At 60.8% G+C, this 18194-nt stretch carries 19 protein-coding genes and 1 tRNA gene; 16 read left to right on the top strand and 4 right to left on the bottom strand.

The annotated features are described in order from the left end of the window. The first annotated feature begins 85 nt into the window (after positions 1 to 85). The 6 genes from N2600_RS23275 (at position 86) to pncB (ending at position 6851) form a co-directional block, all read left to right on the top strand. The gene (locus tag N2600_RS23275) at positions 86 to 1174 is read left to right on the top strand and encodes a microcin C ABC transporter permease YejB (RefSeq protein ID WP_017966516.1); all 1089 of its coding nucleotides are present in this window, start codon (positions 86 to 88) and stop codon (positions 1172 to 1174) included. Continuing rightward, positions 1174 to 2322, top strand: a complete 1149-nt coding sequence (locus N2600_RS23280) for an ABC transporter permease (RefSeq protein WP_260297518.1) — start codon at positions 1174 to 1176, stop codon at positions 2320 to 2322. The genes N2600_RS23275 and N2600_RS23280 overlap by 1 nt, the downstream gene beginning before the upstream one ends. Beyond that, positions 2319 to 3956: an ABC transporter ATP-binding protein gene (locus N2600_RS23285; protein ID WP_260109800.1), complete on the top strand. Its 1638-nt coding sequence runs from the start codon at positions 2319 to 2321 to the stop codon at positions 3954 to 3956. The genes N2600_RS23280 and N2600_RS23285 overlap by 4 nt, the downstream gene beginning before the upstream one ends. Positions 3957 to 3964: 8 nt before the next feature. Next, on the top strand, positions 3965 to 4924 hold the full coding sequence (locus N2600_RS23290) for a 2-hydroxyacid dehydrogenase (protein WP_260109801.1): 960 nt from the start codon (positions 3965 to 3967) through the stop codon (positions 4922 to 4924). Positions 4925 to 5012: 88 nt separating this feature from the next. Further along, on the top strand, positions 5013 to 5360 hold the full coding sequence (locus N2600_RS23295) for a hypothetical protein (protein WP_260109802.1): 348 nt from the start codon (positions 5013 to 5015) through the stop codon (positions 5358 to 5360). A 186-nt stretch (positions 5361 to 5546) separates the two neighbouring features. Beyond that, entirely contained in the window at positions 5547 to 6851 is a 1305-nt protein-coding gene (gene pncB, locus N2600_RS23300; RefSeq protein WP_017966521.1) for a nicotinate phosphoribosyltransferase, read from the top strand. Here the strand turns inward: pncB and N2600_RS23305 are convergent. The 3 genes from N2600_RS23305 to N2600_RS23315 form a co-directional block, all read right to left on the bottom strand. Further along, on the bottom strand, positions 6833 to 7072 hold the full coding sequence (locus tag N2600_RS23305; protein WP_017966522.1) for a CrpP-related protein: 240 nt from the start codon (positions 7070 to 7072) through the stop codon (positions 6833 to 6835). The genes pncB and N2600_RS23305 overlap by 19 nt on opposite strands. A gap of 441 nt (positions 7073 to 7513) precedes the next feature. Next, positions 7514 to 7723, bottom strand: a complete 210-nt coding sequence (locus N2600_RS23310) for a KTSC domain-containing protein (protein WP_170280170.1) — start codon at positions 7721 to 7723, stop codon at positions 7514 to 7516. 242 nt (positions 7724 to 7965) lie between these two features. Next, entirely contained in the window at positions 7966 to 8586 is a 621-nt protein-coding gene (locus N2600_RS23315) for an RBBP9/YdeN family alpha/beta hydrolase (protein WP_260109804.1), read from the bottom strand. Positions 8587 to 8627: 41 nt separating this feature from the next. On the opposite strand from N2600_RS23315, the gene N2600_RS23320 reads away from it, so the two are divergent. Continuing rightward, positions 8628 to 9104, top strand: coding sequence for an Lrp/AsnC family transcriptional regulator (locus N2600_RS23320; protein ID WP_260297520.1), 477 nt, complete (start codon positions 8628 to 8630; stop codon positions 9102 to 9104). Positions 9105 to 9167: 63 nt separating this feature from the next. Here N2600_RS23320 and N2600_RS23325 read toward each other — a convergent pair. Further along, positions 9168 to 9257, bottom strand: a tRNA-Ser gene (locus N2600_RS23325). Positions 9258 to 9483: 226 nt separating this feature from the next. Here N2600_RS23325 and N2600_RS23330 point away from each other — a divergent pair. The 9 genes from N2600_RS23330 (at position 9484) to deoA (ending at position 18192) form a co-directional block, all read left to right on the top strand. Next, positions 9484 to 9801 carry a hypothetical protein gene (locus N2600_RS23330; protein ID WP_018070333.1) on the top strand — a complete coding sequence of 106 codons (318 nt, stop codon included), beginning with the start codon at positions 9484 to 9486 and terminating at the stop codon, positions 9799 to 9801. A 317-nt stretch (positions 9802 to 10118) separates the two neighbouring features. Further along, entirely contained in the window at positions 10119 to 11111 is a 993-nt protein-coding gene (locus tag N2600_RS23335; protein WP_260297521.1) for a BMP family lipoprotein, read from the top strand. Positions 11112 to 11199: 88 nt separating this feature from the next. After that, positions 11200 to 12711, top strand: a complete 1512-nt coding sequence (locus N2600_RS23340; RefSeq protein ID WP_260297522.1) for an ABC transporter ATP-binding protein — start codon at positions 11200 to 11202, stop codon at positions 12709 to 12711. Positions 12712 to 12718: 7 nt separating this feature from the next. Beyond that, positions 12719 to 13822 (top strand): ABC transporter permease, encoded by a 1104-nt coding sequence (locus N2600_RS23345; RefSeq protein WP_162115542.1) that lies wholly within the window; start codon positions 12719 to 12721, stop codon positions 13820 to 13822. Between the two features lie 10 nt (positions 13823 to 13832). Then, positions 13833 to 14804 carry an ABC transporter permease gene (locus N2600_RS23350; RefSeq protein ID WP_170277222.1) on the top strand — a complete coding sequence of 324 codons (972 nt, stop codon included), beginning with the start codon at positions 13833 to 13835 and terminating at the stop codon, positions 14802 to 14804. Between the two features lies 1 nt (position 14805). After that, positions 14806 to 15195: a cytidine deaminase gene (locus tag N2600_RS23355; RefSeq protein WP_260297523.1), complete on the top strand. Its 390-nt coding sequence runs from the start codon at positions 14806 to 14808 to the stop codon at positions 15193 to 15195. Continuing rightward, complete coding sequence (locus N2600_RS23360) at positions 15192 to 15992, top strand: purine-nucleoside phosphorylase (protein WP_260297524.1); 801 nt, start codon at positions 15192 to 15194, stop codon at positions 15990 to 15992. The genes N2600_RS23355 and N2600_RS23360 overlap by 4 nt, the downstream gene beginning before the upstream one ends. A 114-nt stretch (positions 15993 to 16106) precedes the next feature. After that, positions 16107 to 16883, top strand: a complete 777-nt coding sequence (deoC, locus tag N2600_RS23365) for a deoxyribose-phosphate aldolase (protein ID WP_162115538.1) — start codon at positions 16107 to 16109, stop codon at positions 16881 to 16883. A 1-nt stretch (position 16884) separates the two neighbouring features. Continuing rightward, positions 16885 to 18192 carry a thymidine phosphorylase gene (gene deoA / locus N2600_RS23370; RefSeq protein WP_260297525.1) on the top strand — a complete coding sequence of 436 codons (1308 nt, stop codon included), beginning with the start codon at positions 16885 to 16887 and terminating at the stop codon, positions 18190 to 18192. Positions 18193 to 18194 lie beyond the last annotated feature (2 nt).

The following is an 18194-nucleotide window of genomic DNA, read 5'->3' on the forward strand; positions in this document are numbered from 1 at the left end:
GCCGGCAAGGGAAGGCTGGCGGATTGAGCGGCATGAGACTGGACGGCAGGCAGACAGGAAAAACATTCCCGGAGGCTGAAGGCTGATGGGCGCCTATGTCATTCGCCGCCTGCTTCTAATGATCCCGACCATCGTCGGCATCATGGCGATTTCCTTCATCGTCATCCAGTTCGCGCCCGGCGGTCCCGTCGAGCAGGTGATCGCCCAATTGACCGGTCAGGCTGACAGTGCCGACCAGCGCCTATCCGGCGGTGGCGATCTTCTCGGCGGCACCGGCAGCGATGAAGGCTCGAAATATCGCGGTGCCCAAGGGCTCGACCCGGAACTGATCGCCAAGCTCGAAAAACAGTTCGGCTTCGACAAGCCGCCGCTGACCCGTTTTGGCGAGATGATGTGGAATTACAGCCGCTTCGATTTCGGCGAGAGCTTCTTCCGCAACACCTCCGTGCTCGAACTCATCAAGGAGAAGTTGCCGGTGTCGATCTCGCTCGGCATCTGGATCCTGATCTTCTCCTATGCCATCTCCATCCCGCTCGGCATCCGCAAGGCAATCAAGGATGGATCGACCTTCGACGTCTGGACCTCGGGCGTCATCGTCGTCGGCTATGCCGTACCGAGCTTCCTGTTCGGCATTCTCCTGATCGTGCTTTTCGCCGGCGGCTCGTTCTACGACTGGTTTCCGTTGCGCGGCCTGGTCTCCGACAATTTCGATCAGCTGGCCTGGTGGCAGAAGCCGCTCGACTATTTCTGGCACCTGACCTTGCCGCTGATCTCGCTTTCCCTTTCCGCTTTCGCGACGACGACGCTTTTGACCAAGAATTCCTTCATCGAGGAAATCAAGAAGCAATATGTCGTCACCGCCCGCGCCAAGGGCCTGAACCAGCGGCAGGTGCTCTATGGCCATGTTTTCCGCAATGCCATGCTGATCATCATTGCCGGTTTCCCCGGCGCCTTCATCTCCGCCTTCTTCACCGGATCGCTGCTGATCGAAAATATCTTCTCGCTCGATGGCCTCGGCCGTCTCGGCTACCTCTCTGTGGTCAACCGGGATTATCCGATCGTCTTCGCCACACTTTACATCTTCTCGCTGCTCGGTCTGTTCGTCAGCTTGATTTCCGACCTGATCTACACCTGGATCGATCCGCGCATCGATTTCGAGCGGAGGGATGTCTGATGGACGCCGCCGCAAACCCCGCTGTCACGACACCCGTCAAGCCGCCGCGCAAAGGCTTGCTCTCACCAACCAACATCCGCCGCTGGCATAATTTCCGGGCGAACGGCCGCGGTTACTGGTCGCTGTGGCTGTTCATGCTGTTGTTTATCCTCAGCCTGTTTGCCGAATTCATCGCCAACGACCGGCCGATCATCGCCTCCTACAAAGGCGAGGTCCTGTTCCCAGTCCTCGTTGATTATCCCGAGGAAAAGTTCGGTGGCTTCCTGGCCGAAACCGACTATCGTTCCTCGGTGATAACAGACGAAATCAATGCCAACGGCTGGATGATCTGGCCGCCGATCCGCTATTCTTATCGCTCGGTCAATTCCAACATTCCGCATTCGGCGCCGACCGCTCCCTTCTGGTTGATGACTAAGGAGGAGCGTTGCGCCGGCTATCCGCAAGGGGTGAACGATCCGGATTGCACTCCCGGCAATCTCAACTGGCTCGGCACCGACGACCAGGCGCGCGACGTGTTGGCGCGCGTCATCTACGGTTTCCGCATATCGGTGCTTTTCGGCCTGGTGCTGACCATCTGCTCGGCTGTTATCGGCGTGACGGCGGGTGCGGTGCAGGGTTATTTCGGCGGCTGGACCGATCTGCTGCTGCAGCGCTTCATCGAGATCTGGTCGTCGATGCCGGTACTCTACATTCTGCTGATCATCGCCGCACTGCTGCCGCCCGGCTTCTTCGTGTTGCTCGGCATCATGCTGCTCTTCTCCTGGGTCGGCTTCGTCGGCATCGTGCGGGCCGAATTCCTGCGCGCCCGCAATTTCGAATATGTCCGCGCCGCCCGTGCGCTCGGCGTCAACAATCGCACCATCATGTGGCGCCACCTGCTGCCGAACGCGATGGTCGCGACGCTGACCTTCCTGCCTTTCATCCTCTCCGGTTCGATCACGACGCTGACCTCGCTCGATTTCCTCGGCTTCGGCATGCCGCCGGGCTCCCCCTCGCTCGGTGAGATGATCGCGCAGGGCAAGACCAATCTGCAGGCGCCATGGCTCGGCCTGACGGCCTTCTTCGCCATGTCGATCATGCTTTCCTTGCTGATCTTCATCGGCGAAGCCGTGCGCGATGCCTTCGATCCGAGGAAGACGTTTCAATGAGTGACATGACAGAACCGCTGCTTTCCGTCCGTGATCTCTCGGTTGCCTTTCATCAGGGCGGAGAAACCTCGCTCGCCGTCGATCATATCTCCTTCGATATCGCCAAAGGCGAGGTCGTGGCGCTCGTCGGCGAATCCGGCTCCGGCAAATCGGTCTCGGCCAACTCGATCCTTCGGCTTTTGCCCTATCCGTCGGCAAGCCATCCCTCCGGCGAAATCCTGTTCAAGGGTAAGGATCTCTTGAAGGCGTCGGAGCGGGAACTGCGCGACGTGCGCGGCAACGACATCACCATGATCTTCCAGGAGCCGATGACCTCGCTCAATCCGCTTCATACGATCGAGAAGCAGATCGCCGAGATCCTTGCCCTGCACCAGGGCATGACCGGCCAGTCGGCGCGCCAGCGCGTACTGGAATTGTTGAACCAGGTCGGCATCCGTGAGCCGGAGAAGCGGTTGAAGGCCTATCCGCACGAACTCTCCGGTGGCCAGCGCCAGCGCGTCATGATCGCCATGGCGCTCGCCAACCGGCCGGAATTGCTGATTGCCGACGAGCCGACCACCGCCCTCGACGTCACGGTGCAGGCGCAGATCCTCGAATTGCTCCGGCAGTTGAAGGCCGTCCACGGCATGTCGCTGCTGTTCATCACCCATGATCTCGGCATCGTGCGCAAATTCGCCGATCGCGTCTGCGTCATGACCAAGGGCAGGATTGTCGAAACCGGAGCCGTCGAGGACGTCTTTTCCAATCCGAAGCACGACTATACCCGGCACCTTCTGGCCTCCGAGCCGCGTGGCGAGCCGCCATTGGCCGATCCGTCGAAACCGATGGTGATGGAAGGTTCGGATATCCGTGTCTGGTTCCCGATCAAGGCCGGGCTGATGCGCCGTGTCGTCGATCACGTGAAGGCGGTCGACGGCATCGATCTTTCGCTACGCGCCGGCCAGACGCTCGGCGTCGTCGGCGAGTCCGGCTCCGGCAAGACCACGCTCGGCCTGGCGCTCACCCGGCTGATTTCCTCAGAAGGGCGGATCGCCTTTGTCGGCAACGATATAGCCGGCTATTCGTTCAGCGAAATGCGGCCGCTGCGCAATCAGCTGCAGGTCGTCTTCCAGGATCCGTATGGATCGCTCAGCCCCCGCATGTCGGTCGGCGATATCGTCGCCGAGGGGCTGAAGGTGCATGAGCGCTCCCTGACCGCTGAAGAACGCGACCAGCGCGTCTGCTGGGCGCTTGAGGAGGTGGGTCTTGATCCGCTGACCCGCTGGCGTTATCCGCACGAATTCTCCGGCGGCCAGCGCCAGCGCATTGCCATTGCCCGCGCCATGGTGCTGAAACCGCGCTTCGTCATGCTCGACGAGCCGACCTCCGCCCTCGATATGAGCGTCCAGGCCCAGGTGGTCGATTTGCTGCGCGATCTGCAGAAGAAACACGACCTCGCCTATCTCTTCATCAGCCACGACCTGAAAGTGGTGAAGGCGCTCGCCAACGACGTCATCGTCATGCGGTTCGGCAAGGTGGTGGAACAGGGTCCGTCAGCCGACATCTTCCGCGCGCCGAAGGACGATTACACCAAGGCCCTCATGGCCGCCGCTTTCAACATCGAGGCGGTGCCGACGCCCGCCGTGCAGCAATAAAGAAGCTCATGTCCGCCCGTCCTCCCGTTCTCGTCGATATCAAGTTTAATGCCGAAGGCGTCGCGCGCGTGCTGAAGACGGCCTTTGCCGACCGCGGCAGCATCAATCTCGCCGATCCGGCCAATCAGGCACGCGATCTCAGCGCGGTCGAATACGCGCTTCTGTGGAAGCCGGATGCCGATCTTTTCGCGCGGGCGCCGAACCTGAAAGTGATCTTTTCGGGCGGCGCCGGCGTTGACCATATCATCGGCATGGCCGGCCTGCCCGAGATCCCGATTGTTCGCTTCGTCGACCGCAGCTTGACGACACGCATGAGCGAATGGGTGGTCATGCAGTGCTTGATGCATCTGCGCGGGCAATACGCCCATGACAGCCACCAGCGCCAGCGCCAATGGGCAAAATTGATCGCGCCGGAGGCGGCGGAAGTGACGGTCGGTGTCATGGGTCTCGGCATTCTCGGGCAGGACGCGGTCGCCAAGCTGAGGGTGATGGGTTTCAATGTCATCGGCTGGTCGCGCACCCGCAAGCAGATCGACGGTATCGAAACCTTCGACGCCAGCGCACTGGACAGCTTTCTCGCAAGGACCGACATCCTCGTCGGCCTGCTGCCGCTGACGCCTGAAACATCGGGATTTTATAACGCCGCTCTGTTTGCGAAGCTGCGTCGTAACGGCGCGCTCGGGCAGCCGGTTTTCATCAATGCCGGCCGCGGTAAGAGCCAGGTCGAGGCCGATATCGCCTCCGCCATCCGAAATGGTACCCTCGGCGGCGCTTCCCTCGATGTCTTCGAGGCGGAACCGCTTGCATCAGACAGCCCATTGTGGGACTTGCAGAACGTCTTCCTTACGCCGCACGATGCGGCGGTCTCCGAAGAAAACGCGCTGTTCCGGCATGTCGAGACGCAGATCGCCCGTTTCGAGCGCGGCGAGCCGCTGCAATTCGTGGTCGACCGCGCCGCCGGCTATTGAGCTTTCGGAACCTTCCAGACAGCCGCCCGTTTCCTTTGCGGAAATTCTTCGCAGCCGGATCGGCCGGTCAAGACAGCGGAAGGAGATGATGATGGCGCATCAGAGGGAAACACGCTGGGAAAAATCCGATCGCAAGCTTCACAAGGAACAGCTGATCCCGCCGGTGAAGGCAAGGCAGGGACGCACCGGTTATCGCATTCTGACAGTGCTGATCGTTGCGCTGGTGCTTGCCTTCGTGGTCTGGATACCGGTCGAGATTTGGGGCAGGCGCGAGGCGAAAGAGGTGGCACCGCACCAGCCAGGCCAGCAGCTTCAGTCGCAGCAGCCTGCTCCGGCCCCCGCGCCGGCACTGCAGAACGGTACTGCCGTTCCAACCGAAACGCCGAACAACACGCCGGCCGCTCCGAATGTCGCGCCCGCAACTCCGGCCCAATAATCTTCAGCAAAACCACCTTCACGCCCCGCCGCCACACTGCGGCGGGGCGTTTATTGTTTTGTCTGGACTTTAGCCGCCGATTTTTCGATAAGAAGGCACACGAGCCGGTTTCGTGCGCCGGCTGGGAACTTGGCAGTACCCGGGAATTTGGCAGCACCTGACCGGAGTGGACAGGGCGGGAGTTTCATGGCCAGGACCGATATCGCAAGACGCGTCTACAATCACGCCTGGAAACTCGATCCGATCATCCGCAGCCTGATCGATACCGATTTCTACAAGCTTTTGATGCTGCAGATGATCTGGAAGCTCTATCCGGACGTGAACGCTTCCTTCACCCTGATTAACCGCACCAAGCGGGTGCGTCTGGCCGAAGAACTCGATGAAGGCGAATTGCGCGAGCAGCTCGATCATGCCCGCACGCTGAGGCTCTCCAAGAAGGAGATGATCTGGCTTGCGGGTAACAGCTTCTATGGTCGCGCGCAGATCTTTGAACCGGAATTCCTCGCTTGGCTTTCCAATTTCCAGCTGCCCGAATACGAGCTGTCGAAGAAGGACGGGCAATATGTGCTGGATTTCCACGGATCGTGGAAGGAAACCACCATGTGGGAAATCCCGGCGCTCGCCATCGTCAACGAGCTTAGGTCGCGCTCGGCGATGAAGGCGCTCGGTCCCTTCACTCTCGATGTGCTCTATGCCCGCGCCAAGGCGAAGATGTGGTCGAAGGTCGAACGGCTGAAGGAACTGCCGGGCCTGCGCATCTCCGATTTCGGCACCCGCCGCCGTCACAGTTTCCTCTGGCAGCGCTGGTGCGTCGAGGCGCTGAAGGAAGGCATCGGCCCGGCCTTTGCCGGTACCAGCAACGTATTGCTGGCGATGGATTCCGATCTTGAGGCCGTCGGCACCAATGCTCACGAGCTACCGATGGTCGCCGCCGCCCTGGCCGAAACCGACGAGCAGTTGCGCAACGCGCCCTACAAGATCCTGCGCGACTGGAACAAACTCTATGGCGGCAACCTTCTGATCGTCCTGCCGGATGCCTTCGGCACCGCCGCCTTCCTGCGCGACGCGCCGGAATGGGTCGCCGACTGGACCGGTTTCCGCCCGGACAGTGCCCCGCCGATCGAAGGCGGCGAGAAGATTATCGACTGGTGGAAAAAGATGGGCCGCGATCCGCGCCAGAAGCTGCTGATCTTCTCCGACGGTCTCGACGTCGACGCTATCATCGATACCTACCGGCATTTCGAAGGCCGCGTGCGCATGAGCTTCGGCTGGGGCACGAACCTGACGAATGATTTTTCCGGCTGCGCGCCGATCGAGATCTCCGGCCTCAACCCGATCTCCATCGTCTGCAAGGTCAGCGACGCCAACGGCCGTCCGGCGGTGAAACTCTCCGACAACCCGCAGAAGGCGACCGGCGAACCGGCCGAGGTCGAACGCTACCTGAAATTCTTCGGCGCCGAGGACAGGGTCGATCAGACCGTTCTGGTGTAGGTCTGGGCCAATGTGCCGCCATCCCGGGGCATATTGATGTGCCCCGCCATCGCATCCTCGATCGACCAACCGAAGCGCCAGGCGTCGAACATCGAGTACCATTCCTGGAAGTCGGTGATCGGCAGGATATCCGGCTTCGACATCGGATTGTCGGCTAGGCTGCGGCCACGGGCACGGTCCCGTGCGCCACGCTCCTGCATCTCAAGCAGCTTCTCGAACATCATCACTCTCCGGTCTTTATCCGATAGCTTTATGCAATCATGCTAATAAAGCATTGTCGAGTCCGGATGCGATATCTCGAGTTTTTCACAGGATTAGCCCCAATTCGCTAGCGCGGTGGGATGATGGGGACCCAAACTGGCGCGGGATCATACGATCTCAAGCAAACAAGCGGGGCATGTGGCGTTCGAAAACGATATGCATTTCGGCATGGCGCTCCACGAGCGTCCCGTGACGGGGAGGCTCGGCTTCCTGGCTGGGGTTCGCCGCCGAGCCTCCCGGCTGGCCGACCTTTAAGCCGGCAGCGCCGACACGTTGCCGCTTTCCGACCGCGGCGATCCAACCCAGATGATATCGAAGGCTAACAGCCGGTCAATATCCACCGGCCGCGTCCCGATTCCACGCAACCCCGCAATGCGTGCTGTCGCTATCCGCGCGGGTTTTCAGGCTGCCAATCTGCGAAACCGGGTTCTGATCCGGTCGAGATAATAATGGCCGGGAGACGGCGCCACCGTCATCGCGTGGGCTTCCGAGGAGGGAACGCCTTGGAACAGACGTTCCTCGCCATTCTTGAAACAAATCCTGAGCCGTCCGTCTTCCTGGCTGAAATAGACGGATTTGATGATCTTCGACTTTACCGAAAGTTCTTCCATCTGTTTTACCTCTGTTTTTGAGTTTGGCTGAACCTAAACCCAAACGTGCAAAGACGCGGTGAAGCCGCATGGTAAAAATTCAGGAATCTTTCGACGTTTTAAACCTCGTAGCGTCATCGGAGCGACGGGTTCGAGAGCCTCGAACGTACGTTTGCGAGCGGCGCATTTCGTCGCTCCGTCTCGCACGCGTCCGCCGCAGCAAAGGCCTGTTTCCGCTATTTGGTCGGGAACTCGAAATAAGTTCAAGCCCGATCAGATTTCGCCAATCCGGCAGAGAAGGCCGTCAGCAACGCCTTTCCCTGGCCCCAGTCCTCAAGACCGCTTTGCCCGTTGATATGGCCGAAAGGACCAATCGCGACAAGGCCGCTGCCCCACAGATCCGCGCGCGCATGGGCATGGTCGAGCGTGCCGAAGGGATCATCGGCGCTTGCGATAATCAGAGTGGGGAAGCGTATTTTTTGCGACGGCGGATCGGCGAATCCGGCCGCCTCCTCAGGGAATGACGCGGACTGCGGATCCGGGACTGCCACAAGAAACGCTCCGGCAACGGCAAGCGAAGAAACCTGCTGCCAATGAGCAACCAGCAGACAGGCAAGGCTATGCGCGACCAGCAGGGGAGGGGTCGCCGATGCGCCAACGGCGCGCTCCAGAGCTGAAATCCAGTCCGCCAAGTCGGGCTTTTCCCAATTAGCCGGTTGGAAACGCCGCATGTCCGGGTTCGACCTTTCCCAACGTGTTTGCCAATGAGTCTCACCCGAACCGCCAATTCCCGGCAATATGATGATGTCCTTCATGTCTTTTCCTTTGATCATCCGCGCAGGTGAAAATGATGCATTTTCTTTTGCTTCGGAATGAATGATCATCGGAAAACCACGCCGTTCTCCGATGATTTTAAGGTGATCCCATGGCTTTTCAGGAAAACAATCGGGTATTGCTCGATCCGACCGATATCGCCATCATCGAAGCGATGCAGGAAAATGGACGCATTGCGATCTCCGAACTCGGTCGGCGGGTCGGGCTCTCTCAGCCGGCAGCATCGGAACGCGTCAAGCGGCTGGAAGACCGCGGCATCATTGTCGGTTACACCGCCCGGATAGACCCGACCGCTTTGGGAATTGGAATGACGGCTGTGCTTCGCTTGCGCACGACGCATGAGCATATCAAACCCTGTCTGAAACAGTTCGCGCAGATGCCGCAAGTCATGGAAGTATTGCGCCTCACCGGAGAGGACTGTTTTCTCTTGAAGGTGCTGGTCCCGTCGCCGGGAGAGCTGGAAACGATCGTTGACACGATCGCGCGATTTGGGGCTGTGACGACATCTCTGGTGTTGCGCAGCGAGAACCCGAAGCAGATCGGACGCGCCCTGCTGCAGCGCCCTTGAGAATAACAAAGCTTCCGCGTCCCGCGCGAAATGCGGTTTGAATCAATATTGAAAATGAGGGTATGGCGGACAGGGTGGGATTCGAACCCACGGTACGCTTTCACGTACACACGCGTTCCAGGCGTGCGCCTTAAACCACTCGGCCACCTGTCCATTGGGCGTTCGCGCCTAGGATAGGAGCAAATCGTCGGAACGGCGCGATATATACCGATGAATTTTTGTCGATCAACCGAAATCTAACAGTTTTTTGACTTCTTCAGATAAAACTCGCCTCGGCCCCTCCATTGTGCTTCACCTCATCGATGACTATGTAATTCTCAAGGTGGAGAATGGCGCGGCCGGCCGGAATTGTCCGGCATATCGAGCGTCGGAGGAATTGATGCGTTTCCTGTTGCGTCTGGCGAGTCTTGTCGCGCTTGCGGCGGCCGTGATTGCCGGGACCATCGATTCGATCCAATCGGTTGCGGCGTCTTCCGTGGTAATGACGCCGATCTCCGATGCCTGGCAGGATGTCAGCCCGACAACCCTGACGTCGCTGCAATCCTCCCTTTCCTATTATATCCACCCGCGTTTCTACACCTTCATCTTCCAGTGGCTGATGCTCCAGCCGGCCTTTGCCGTTTTCCTGGTGATCGCGCTGCTTCTGTGGATGATCGGCTACAAGAAGCCGCCGGTGGCGGGTCGCTTCACCGCATAGCAAGGTGGTTCCGCCAACACGATCCGGCGAGAAATCCGGGTGGGCATCGTCCGCTCTTCTACTCGGTATTTGCCGCTCGAATTGGCTAGAAAATCCGCATTTTGAGGCAAGGAATGTCCAAAAATCAGCCCCGAAGAGCTGATTTTCGGCAATCGCTGCAAATCTTTACCAGCTGAAAAATTTCTGGTGAATTTTTCCGTGAGCCATGCAAGGATGCGCGCAGCCAGGCCTCCGGGGGGAGGTCGGTGGTTCCGCAGACATGCCCGAAAAGGGCTTGCGGGAGGACCCCTAACGAATAGCAACAACAGGGCTGCACAATGAAAAAATCCCTTCTCACTCTCTTTGCCGTGGCTGCCATGTCGACGACGGCGCTTGCCGCCGATGTCAAGCCGGCGTTGGTTTACGGCACCGGCGGGAAGTTCGATAAGTCCTTCAACGAGGCGGCCTATAACGGTGCCGAGAAGTTCAAGGCCGAGACCGGCATTGCCTATCGCGACTTCGAGCCGACGGGCGACACCCAGGGCGAACAGGCCATCCGCAACTTCGCAAGCCGTGGTTTCAATCCGGTGGTTGCAGTTTCCTTCGCCTGGACCTCGGCCATCGAGAAGGTTGCAGCCGAATTCCCGGATACCAAGTTCATCATCGTTGACTCCGTCGTCGACAAGCCGAACGTCCGCTCGGTTGTCTACAAGGAAGAAGAAGGCTCCTACCTCGTCGGCGTTCTCGCCGGCATGGCGTCGAAGTCAGGCAAAGTCGGCTTCGTCGGCGGCATGGACATTCCGCTAATCCGCAAGTTCGAATGCGGCTACGAGCAGGGCGCACGCTCCGTCAAGGCCGATATCGAAGTCTTCCAGAACATGACCGGCACGACGGGTGCGGCCTGGAACGACCCGGTCCGCGGCGGCGAACTCACCAAGAACCAGATCGACCAGGGCGCTGACGTCGTCTATGCGGCAGCCGGTGCCACCGGTCTCGGCGTTCTGCAGACGGCTGCCGACAACAAGAAGCTGTCGATCGGCGTCGACTCCAACCAGAATTATCTGCATCCGGGCTCGGTCCTGACCTCGATGGTCAAGCGCGTCGACCTCGCCGTCTACAACGCCTACAACGACACCAAGAACGACAAGTTCACCGGCGGCGTCCAGGCGCTCGGTGTCAAGGAAGATGGCGTTGGCGCTGCGATCGATGAGCACAACAAGTCGCTGATCACGCCGGAAATGCAGGCTGCCGTCGACAAGGCCAGGGCCGACATCATCGCGGGAACCATCAAGGTTCACGATTACACCTCGGACAGCGCTTGCCCGAAGTGATCCGCGCCCGAATGTGATCGACGATTGAGATCGGGCGTATGGCGGAGGGGATTTTCGCCATACGCCCTTTTCTTATTTGGAGCCTGCAGTGACAGATAAGCCCGCTATCGAGCTTGTCGGCATCGACAAGAAGTTCGGTGCCGTCCATGCCAACAAGGACATCAACCTTACCGTTGCCAGGGGGACGATCCACGGCATCATCGGCGAAAACGGCGCCGGCAAATCGACATTGATGTCGATCATCTACGGTTTCTATCATGCCGACAGCGGCGAGATCCGCGTCAACGGCAGCCCCGTCACCATCCGCGACAGCCAGGCGGCGATCGCCACCGGCATCGGCATGGTGCACCAGCATTTCATGCTGGTCGATAATTTCACGGTGCTCGAAAACATCATGCTCGGCGCCGAAGCCGGCATGCTGCTTGCGAGGGGCGTCGCCTCGGCCCGTGCCGAGCTCAAGCGGCTGGAAACGGAATATGGCCTGGAGGTCGATCCCGACGCGCTGATCGAGGAGCTGCCGGTCGGCCTGCAGCAGCGTGTCGAGATTTTGAAAGCCATGTATCGCGGCGCCGAGATCCTGATCCTCGACGAGCCCACCGGCGTGCTGACGCCGGCGGAGGCCGATCACCTCTTCCGCATTCTCAAGGTGCTGCGCGACCAGGGAAAGACGATCATCCTCATCACCCATAAGCTGCGCGAGATCATGGCGATCACCGATACGGTCTCGGTCATGCGCCGCGGCGAAATGGTCGCGACCCGCAAAACCGCGGAGACGACGGTGGAGGAACTCGCCGAACTGATGGTCGGCCGCCGCGTGCTGCTGCGTGTGCAGAAGGGGGAGGCGAACCCGCAAGCCGCCGTGCTGTCCGTCCGCAACCTCACGGTCAAGGACAATCGCGGCGTCACCATGGTCGACAACGTCTCTTTCGACGTGCGCGCCGGAGAGATCGTCGGCATCGCCGGTGTCGCCGGCAATGGCCAGTCCGAATTACTGGAGGCGATTGCCGGCATCCGCAAGCCGACCTCCGGGGAAATCCTGCTCGACGGCCAGACGATCGACAAGGCCGATCCGGCCCGCCTGCGTGATCTCGGCCTCGCTCATATTCCCGAGGACCGCCACCATATGGGCCTGGTGCTGAAATTCGAGGAATATGAAAATTCCGTGCTCGGTTACCACCGCCGCCCGGCCTACAGCAAAGGCCCGCTGCTCGATCTCGAAGCGATCCGCAAGGATGCGATGGAGAAGATTGAGAAATACGACATCCGTCCGCCGAACCCGTGGCTGAAGACGGCGAATTTCTCCGGCGGCAACCAGCAGAAGATCGTCGTCGCCCGTGAGATCGAACGCGATCCGAAGATGCTGATCATCGGCCAGCCGACACGCGGTGTCGATATCGGCGCCATCGAATTCATCCACCGCCGGATCATCGAGATGCGTGACGCAGGCAAGGCGATCCTGCTCGTCTCCGTCGAACTCGATGAGATCCGCTCCCTTTCAGACCGTATCCTTGTCATGTTTGCCGGCCATGTCGTCGGCGAGAAGACGCCCGATGCCGGTGAACAGACCCTCGGCCTGATGATGGCCGGCATTGCCGCATGAGGCCTTTATGAGCACTGCTTCCGTTCCGCTACCAAACTGGATCAATTACGGCCTCATCCCGATTTTGAATCTCATCGTCGCCTTCCTGATCTCCGGCTTCGTCGTCTGGTTGATCGGCGAGAGCCCGCTCGATGCGCTGTCGCTGCTGATCCAGGGCGCGCTCGGCAATGGCGAAGGCATCGGCTTCACGCTGTATTACGCGACGAGCTTCATCTTCACCGGCCTCTCCGTCGCGGTGGCGATCCATGCCGGCCTTTTCAACATCGGCTCGGAAGGCCAGGCCTATGTCGGCGGCCTCGGCTGCGCGCTGGTGGCACTGTCGCTCGATCGCTACGTGCCGTGGTATGTAACGATGCCGATCGCCGTCGTCGGCGCCGGCCTGTTCGGCGCAGCCTGGGCCTTCATCCCGGCCTTCCTGCAGGCAAAACGCGGCAGCCACATCGTCATCACGACGATCATGTTCAATTACATCGGTGCAGCGCTCATGGTGTATCTCCTGGTGCATGTGCTGATCGTGCCCGGTAAAATGGCGCCGGAAACCCGCACCTTCCTGGAAGGCGGCCAATTGCCGAAGCTCGGCTGGGTCATGCAGCTGTTCGGCGCCAAGCTGGGGGCTGCCCCGTTCAACGTCTCCTTCATCATTGCGCTCGTCGTCAGCTACCTCGTCTGGTTGCTTGTCTGGCGCACCAAGCTCGGTTTCGAGATGCGCACGCTGGGCGTCAGCCCGACGGCGGCGGCCTATGCCGGCATCCCCTATGCCCGCACGGTGATCATCGCCATGCTGCTCTCCGGCGCGCTCGCCGGCATGATGGCGCTGAACCCGGTCATGGGCTCGTCGGCCCGTCTGCAGGTGGAATTCGTCGGTGGTGCCGGCTTCGTCGGCATCGCCGTCTCGCTGATGGGCCGCAATCATCCGCTTGGCATCATCGTGGCAGCGATCCTCTTCGGTATTCTCTACCAGGGCGGCGACTGGATTTCCTTCGAAATGCCGAATATCACCCGTGAGATGATCCTCGTCATCCAGGGTCTGGTGATCCTCTTTGCCGGCGCGCTGGAATATATGTTCCGGCCGGCGATGGTGCGCCTCTACCAACAATTCAAGCGCGGTTAAGGAGCGAGTGATGGATTATTATGACATCTTCATCAGCGTTCTGAGCTCGACCATCCGCCTGTCGATCCCGCTGATCTTCACCGCCCTTGCCGGTCTGTTTTCGGAACGTGCCGGCATCTTCGATATCGGTCTCGAGGGCAAGATGCTGGGATCGGCCTTTGCCGCCGCCTGCGTTGCCTATCTTACCGATTCGGCCTGGCTCGGCCTCGGTGCAGGCATCCTCTGCTCGGTGGCGCTGAGCCTGGTGCACGGTTTCGCCTCGATCACCAATCGCGGCAACCAGATTGTGTCAGGCGTCGCCATCAACTTCTTCATCGCCGGCATCACCATCGTGCTCGGCCAGGCCTGGTTCGGCCAGGGCGGACGCACGCCGCAGCTGTCGCCGGAATCGCGCTTCGCGCCGATCATCCTGCCGGGCGCCGATGCCGCTCACGACATACCGATCATCGGCCCGATCTATGCCAATGTCATATCGGGCAACAATGTCCTCACCTATCTCGCCTTTCTCGCCGTGCCGTTTTCCTGGTGGGTGCTTTACCGCACACGCTTTGGCCTCAGGCTGCGCGCCGTCGGCGAAAACCCTGGCGCGGTCGATACTGCCGGCATCTCGGTTGCCTGGCTGCGTTACCGCGCCGTCATGTGCGCCGGCATTCTCTGCGGCTTTGCCGGCACCTATCTGGCGATTGCCCAGTCCGCCGCCTTCATCAAGGACATGTCGGCCGGCAAGGGCTATATCGCGCTTGCCGCTCTGGTCTTTGCCAAGTGGAAGCCGGTGCCCGTCATGTTTGCCTGCCTGCTCTTCGGCTTCCTCGATGCGCTGGCAAATTTCATGCAGGGCAAGCAGGTGCCGCTGATCGGCGAAGTGCCGGTTCAGGTCTTCCAGGCGCTGCCCTATGTTCTCACCTGCGTCCTGCTTGCCGGCTTCATCGGCGTCGCGACCCCGCCGAAAGCCGGCGGCGTGCCTTATACGAAGGAGCGTTGATATGTCTCACGACCTGTTCGAAGCCGCCCGCGGCGCCATGGCTTTTGCGCATGCGCCCTATTCGAAATTCCCGGTCGGTGCGGCGATCCGCGCCGAGGACGGTAAGGTCTATATCGGCGCCAACATCGAAAATCTCTCCTTTCCGCAAGGATGGTGTGCCGAGCCGACGGCGATCGGCGCCATGATCATGGGCGGCGCAAAGACGATCGTCGAAATGGCCGTCATTGCCGAAAAACTGCCGCTCTGCCCGCCCTGCGGCGGCTGCCGTCAGAAGATCTCCGAATTTGCCTCCAAGGAGACGAAGATCTACCTCTGCGATGAGGCGGGCGTGAAGAAGACCATGACGATGGAAGAGCTTCTTCCCTTCAGCTTCGAAACGGAACTCGGATGAAGGCGACGGTCAGCCTGCTCGCCGCATTGCTCGGGGGCATCAAGCCGCGCCACGGCATCGTGCTCGGCTCCGGTCTCGGCTCCCTCGTCGGTGAGCTCGATGGCGCCGTTCGTGTTCCCTATCGCGACCTGCCGGGCTTTCCCGTCAGCGCCGTCTCCGGCCATGCAGGCGAAGTCGTCGCCGGCCGCCTCGGCGGCGTGCCCGTTATCATGCTCTCCGGCCGCGTGCATTATTACGAGAAGGGCGATGCCAACGCCATGCGCCTGCCGATCGAGGTGCTGAAGGCGCTCGGCGTCGAAGCGCTGATCCTGACCAATTCGGCGGGATCGCTGCGTGACGACATGCCGCCCGGTTCGGTGATGCAGATCACCGATCACATCAACTATTCCGGCATGAACCCGCTGATCGGCGAGGAAAGCGATCACCGTTTCGTCGGCATGACCAATGCCTATGATGCGGGCCTTGCCGCGGCGATGCAGAGGGCAGCGGCAAAGCTTGAAATCGAGCTGGCGAAGGGTGTCTATATGTGGTTCTCCGGTCCAAGCTTCGAAACCCCGGCCGAAATCCGCATGGCGCGCATCCTCGGCGCCGATGCCGTCGGCATGTCGACAGTGCCCGAGGTGATCATCGCAAGAATGCTGGGCCTGAGGGTTGCAGCCGCCTCCGTTATCACCAACTATGGCGCAGGCATGACCGGCAATGAGCTAAGCCATGAAGAAACCAAGGACATGGCGCCCATCGGCGGCGCCCGTCTCGCCGCCATCTTGAAAGACATGATTGCGGCTGGAACAGGATGATTTTGGGCCGGGTCGGCCTAAAATCTGAATCCTGTTCTAAGTTAAATAGTTAAAGCATGATGTCGTCTGAAAACCGCCCACACTTTTCGACATCATGCTCGAGAGGAAGCGAAGATGAATAGCCATTCCAACCGGGAGACTGCGGCTGTCGCCCTTTCCCTTCTCGATCTCACCAATTTGAAGGACGATTGCACCGAGGCGCAGATCGATGCGCTGTGCGCCCGCGCCCAGACGCCCTACGGCAACAGCGCTGCGATCTGCATCTGGCCGCGGTTCGTCGCCCAGGCGCGCAACATCCTCGGCACCGGCCATGCGGTGCGCATCGCAACCGTCGTCAACTTCCCCTCGGGCGATATGGAAGTGGCCGATGTCGCCGCCGAAGCGCGTGAGGCAATTGCCGATGGCGCCGATGAGATCGATCTGGTCATCCCCTACCGCAAGCTGCTCGCCGGCAATGAGAAGGCGGTGACCGACATGGTCAAGGCCGTGCGCGCCGAATGCACCGGCCCCGTCGTCCTGAAGGTCATCATCGAGGCCGGCGAGTTGAAGGATGCGGCATTGATCCGCCGTGCCTCTGAACTCGCCATCGAGGCCGGCGCAGATTTCATCAAGACCTCCACCGGCAAGGTCGCCGTCAACGCCACGCTCGAAGCCGCCGACATCATGATCCGGACTATTCGTGAAAGTGGGCGCAAGGTCGGCTTCAAGCCGGCCGGCGGCATCGGCTCGGTGGCGGATGCCGCCCTCTATCTGAGCCTTGCCGAAACCATCATGACGCCGGACTGGGCGATGCCGTCGACGTTCCGCTTCGGCGCTTCCGGCCTGCTCGACGATATCCTGGCGGTTCTGAGCGGAACACAGTCGGCACCGGCTGCGGCGTCGAGCTATTGAAATGATCCCGCAGGAGATCATCCGGCGCAAGCGCGATGGCGACGAACTCGATGCCGCCGATATCAGCTCCTTCATCGCGGCGTTGGCTGCCGGCCAATTGTCGGAAGGCCAGATCGGCGCCTTCGCCATGGCCGTCTGGTTCAAGGGCATGTCGCGGGCCGAAATCGTGGCCTTGACGCTGGCGATGGCCGATTCCGGCGACAGGCTGCAATGGACCGATATCGACCGCCCGATCGCCGACAAACATTCGACCGGCGGCGTCGGCGACAATGTTTCGCTGATGCTGGCGCCGATCGTCGCTGCCTGCAGCCTTGCCGTTCCGATGATCTCCGGGCGCGGCCTCGGCCACACCGGCGGCACTCTGGATAAGCTCGAATCCATTCCCGGCTATATGATCACCCCGGATGCTGACTTGTTCCACAAAGTCGTGAAGGAGGTGGGATGCGCCATCATCGGTCAGACCGGGACCTTGGCGCCCGCCGATGGCAGGCTCTATGCCGTGCGCGACGTGACCGCCACGGTCGATTCCATCCCCCTCATCACCGCCTCTATCCTCTCGAAGAAACTTGCGGCCGGGCTCGAGACGCTGGTGCTCGACGTCAAGGTCGGCAACGGTGCTTTCATGGCCGACCGCGGCCAGGCGGAGATCCTGGCGCAGTCGCTGGTCGAGGTGGCCAATGGCGCAGGCGTGAAGACCTCGGCCCTGATCACCGACATGAACCAGCCGCTCGCCGATAGTGCCGGCAACGCCGTCGAGCTGCGCAATTGCCTGGATTTCCTGGCGAGCAGGAAAAAGGACACGCGGCTTGAGACCGTCGTTCTCGCTTTCGCCGCCGAAATGCTGGTGAAATCCGGCATTGCCGCTTCGTCTGATGAAGCCGAGACGATGGCGCGGCGAGCGCTGTCATCGGGAAAGGCGGCAGAGGTCTTCGCGCGCATGGTATCGATGCTCGGCGGTCCGGCCGATCTGATCGAAAACCCCGACCGATATCTGGCCAGGGCACCTGTCGAAAAACCTGTGCCGGCCGCCCGGTCCGGCTGGCTTGCCGCCTGCGATGCCCGCGGTATCGGCGTCAGTGTCATCGATCTCGGCGGCGGAAGACGCCATCCGGCGGACCGGATCGACCATCGCGTCGGCTTCTCCGAACTCCTGCCGCTCGGCACACGCGTGAATGCGGGCGAACCGATCGCTCTCGTTCACGCCGCTGACGAGACCGCAGCGGAGAGGGCGGCGACAGCACTTGCCACGCACTACCGCATCACCGACGACAAGCCGGAGCTGACACCGGTGATTGCGGGGCTGGTCTGAAG

Source organism: Rhizobium sp. WSM1274, from assembly GCF_025200775.1.
Taxonomy (GTDB): domain Bacteria; phylum Pseudomonadota; class Alphaproteobacteria; order Rhizobiales; family Rhizobiaceae; genus Rhizobium; species Rhizobium leguminosarum_I.

What these genes read in the sequence shown, in the direction of transcription:
- N2600_RS23345 (WP_162115542.1), top strand. Translation starts at nt 12,719, where the DNA reads ATGAGCACTGCTTCCGTTCCGCTACCAAACTGGATCAATTACGGCCTC.
- N2600_RS23295 (WP_260109802.1), top strand. Translation starts at nt 5,013, where the DNA reads ATGATGGCGCATCAGAGGGAAACACGCTGGGAAAAATCCGATCGCAAG.
- N2600_RS23305 (WP_017966522.1), bottom strand. Translation starts at nt 7,072, where the DNA reads ATGTTCGAGAAGCTGCTTGAGATGCAGGAGCGTGGCGCACGGGACCGT.
- N2600_RS23335 (WP_260297521.1), top strand. Translation starts at nt 10,119, where the DNA reads ATGAAAAAATCCCTTCTCACTCTCTTTGCCGTGGCTGCCATGTCGACG.
- N2600_RS23310 (WP_170280170.1), bottom strand. Translation starts at nt 7,723, where the DNA reads ATGGAAGAACTTTCGGTAAAGTCGAAGATCATCAAATCCGTCTATTTC.
- N2600_RS23285 (WP_260109800.1), top strand. Translation starts at nt 2,319, where the DNA reads ATGAGTGACATGACAGAACCGCTGCTTTCCGTCCGTGATCTCTCGGTT.
- N2600_RS23355 (WP_260297523.1), top strand. Translation starts at nt 14,806, where the DNA reads ATGTCTCACGACCTGTTCGAAGCCGCCCGCGGCGCCATGGCTTTTGCG.
- N2600_RS23330 (WP_018070333.1), top strand. Translation starts at nt 9,484, where the DNA reads ATGCGTTTCCTGTTGCGTCTGGCGAGTCTTGTCGCGCTTGCGGCGGCC.
- N2600_RS23315 (WP_260109804.1), bottom strand. Translation starts at nt 8,586, where the DNA reads ATGATCATTCATTCCGAAGCAAAAGAAAATGCATCATTTTCACCTGCG.
- pncB (WP_017966521.1), top strand. Translation starts at nt 5,547, where the DNA reads ATGGCCAGGACCGATATCGCAAGACGCGTCTACAATCACGCCTGGAAA.
- deoA (WP_260297525.1), top strand. Translation starts at nt 16,885, where the DNA reads ATGATCCCGCAGGAGATCATCCGGCGCAAGCGCGATGGCGACGAACTC.
- N2600_RS23280 (WP_260297518.1), top strand. Translation starts at nt 1,174, where the DNA reads ATGGACGCCGCCGCAAACCCCGCTGTCACGACACCCGTCAAGCCGCCG.
- N2600_RS23320 (WP_260297520.1), top strand. Translation starts at nt 8,628, where the DNA reads ATGGCTTTTCAGGAAAACAATCGGGTATTGCTCGATCCGACCGATATC.
- deoC (WP_162115538.1), top strand. Translation starts at nt 16,107, where the DNA reads ATGAATAGCCATTCCAACCGGGAGACTGCGGCTGTCGCCCTTTCCCTT.
- N2600_RS23290 (WP_260109801.1), top strand. Translation starts at nt 3,965, where the DNA reads ATGTCCGCCCGTCCTCCCGTTCTCGTCGATATCAAGTTTAATGCCGAA.
- N2600_RS23360 (WP_260297524.1), top strand. Translation starts at nt 15,192, where the DNA reads ATGAAGGCGACGGTCAGCCTGCTCGCCGCATTGCTCGGGGGCATCAAG.
- N2600_RS23350 (WP_170277222.1), top strand. Translation starts at nt 13,833, where the DNA reads ATGGATTATTATGACATCTTCATCAGCGTTCTGAGCTCGACCATCCGC.
- N2600_RS23275 (WP_017966516.1), top strand. Translation starts at nt 86, where the DNA reads ATGGGCGCCTATGTCATTCGCCGCCTGCTTCTAATGATCCCGACCATC.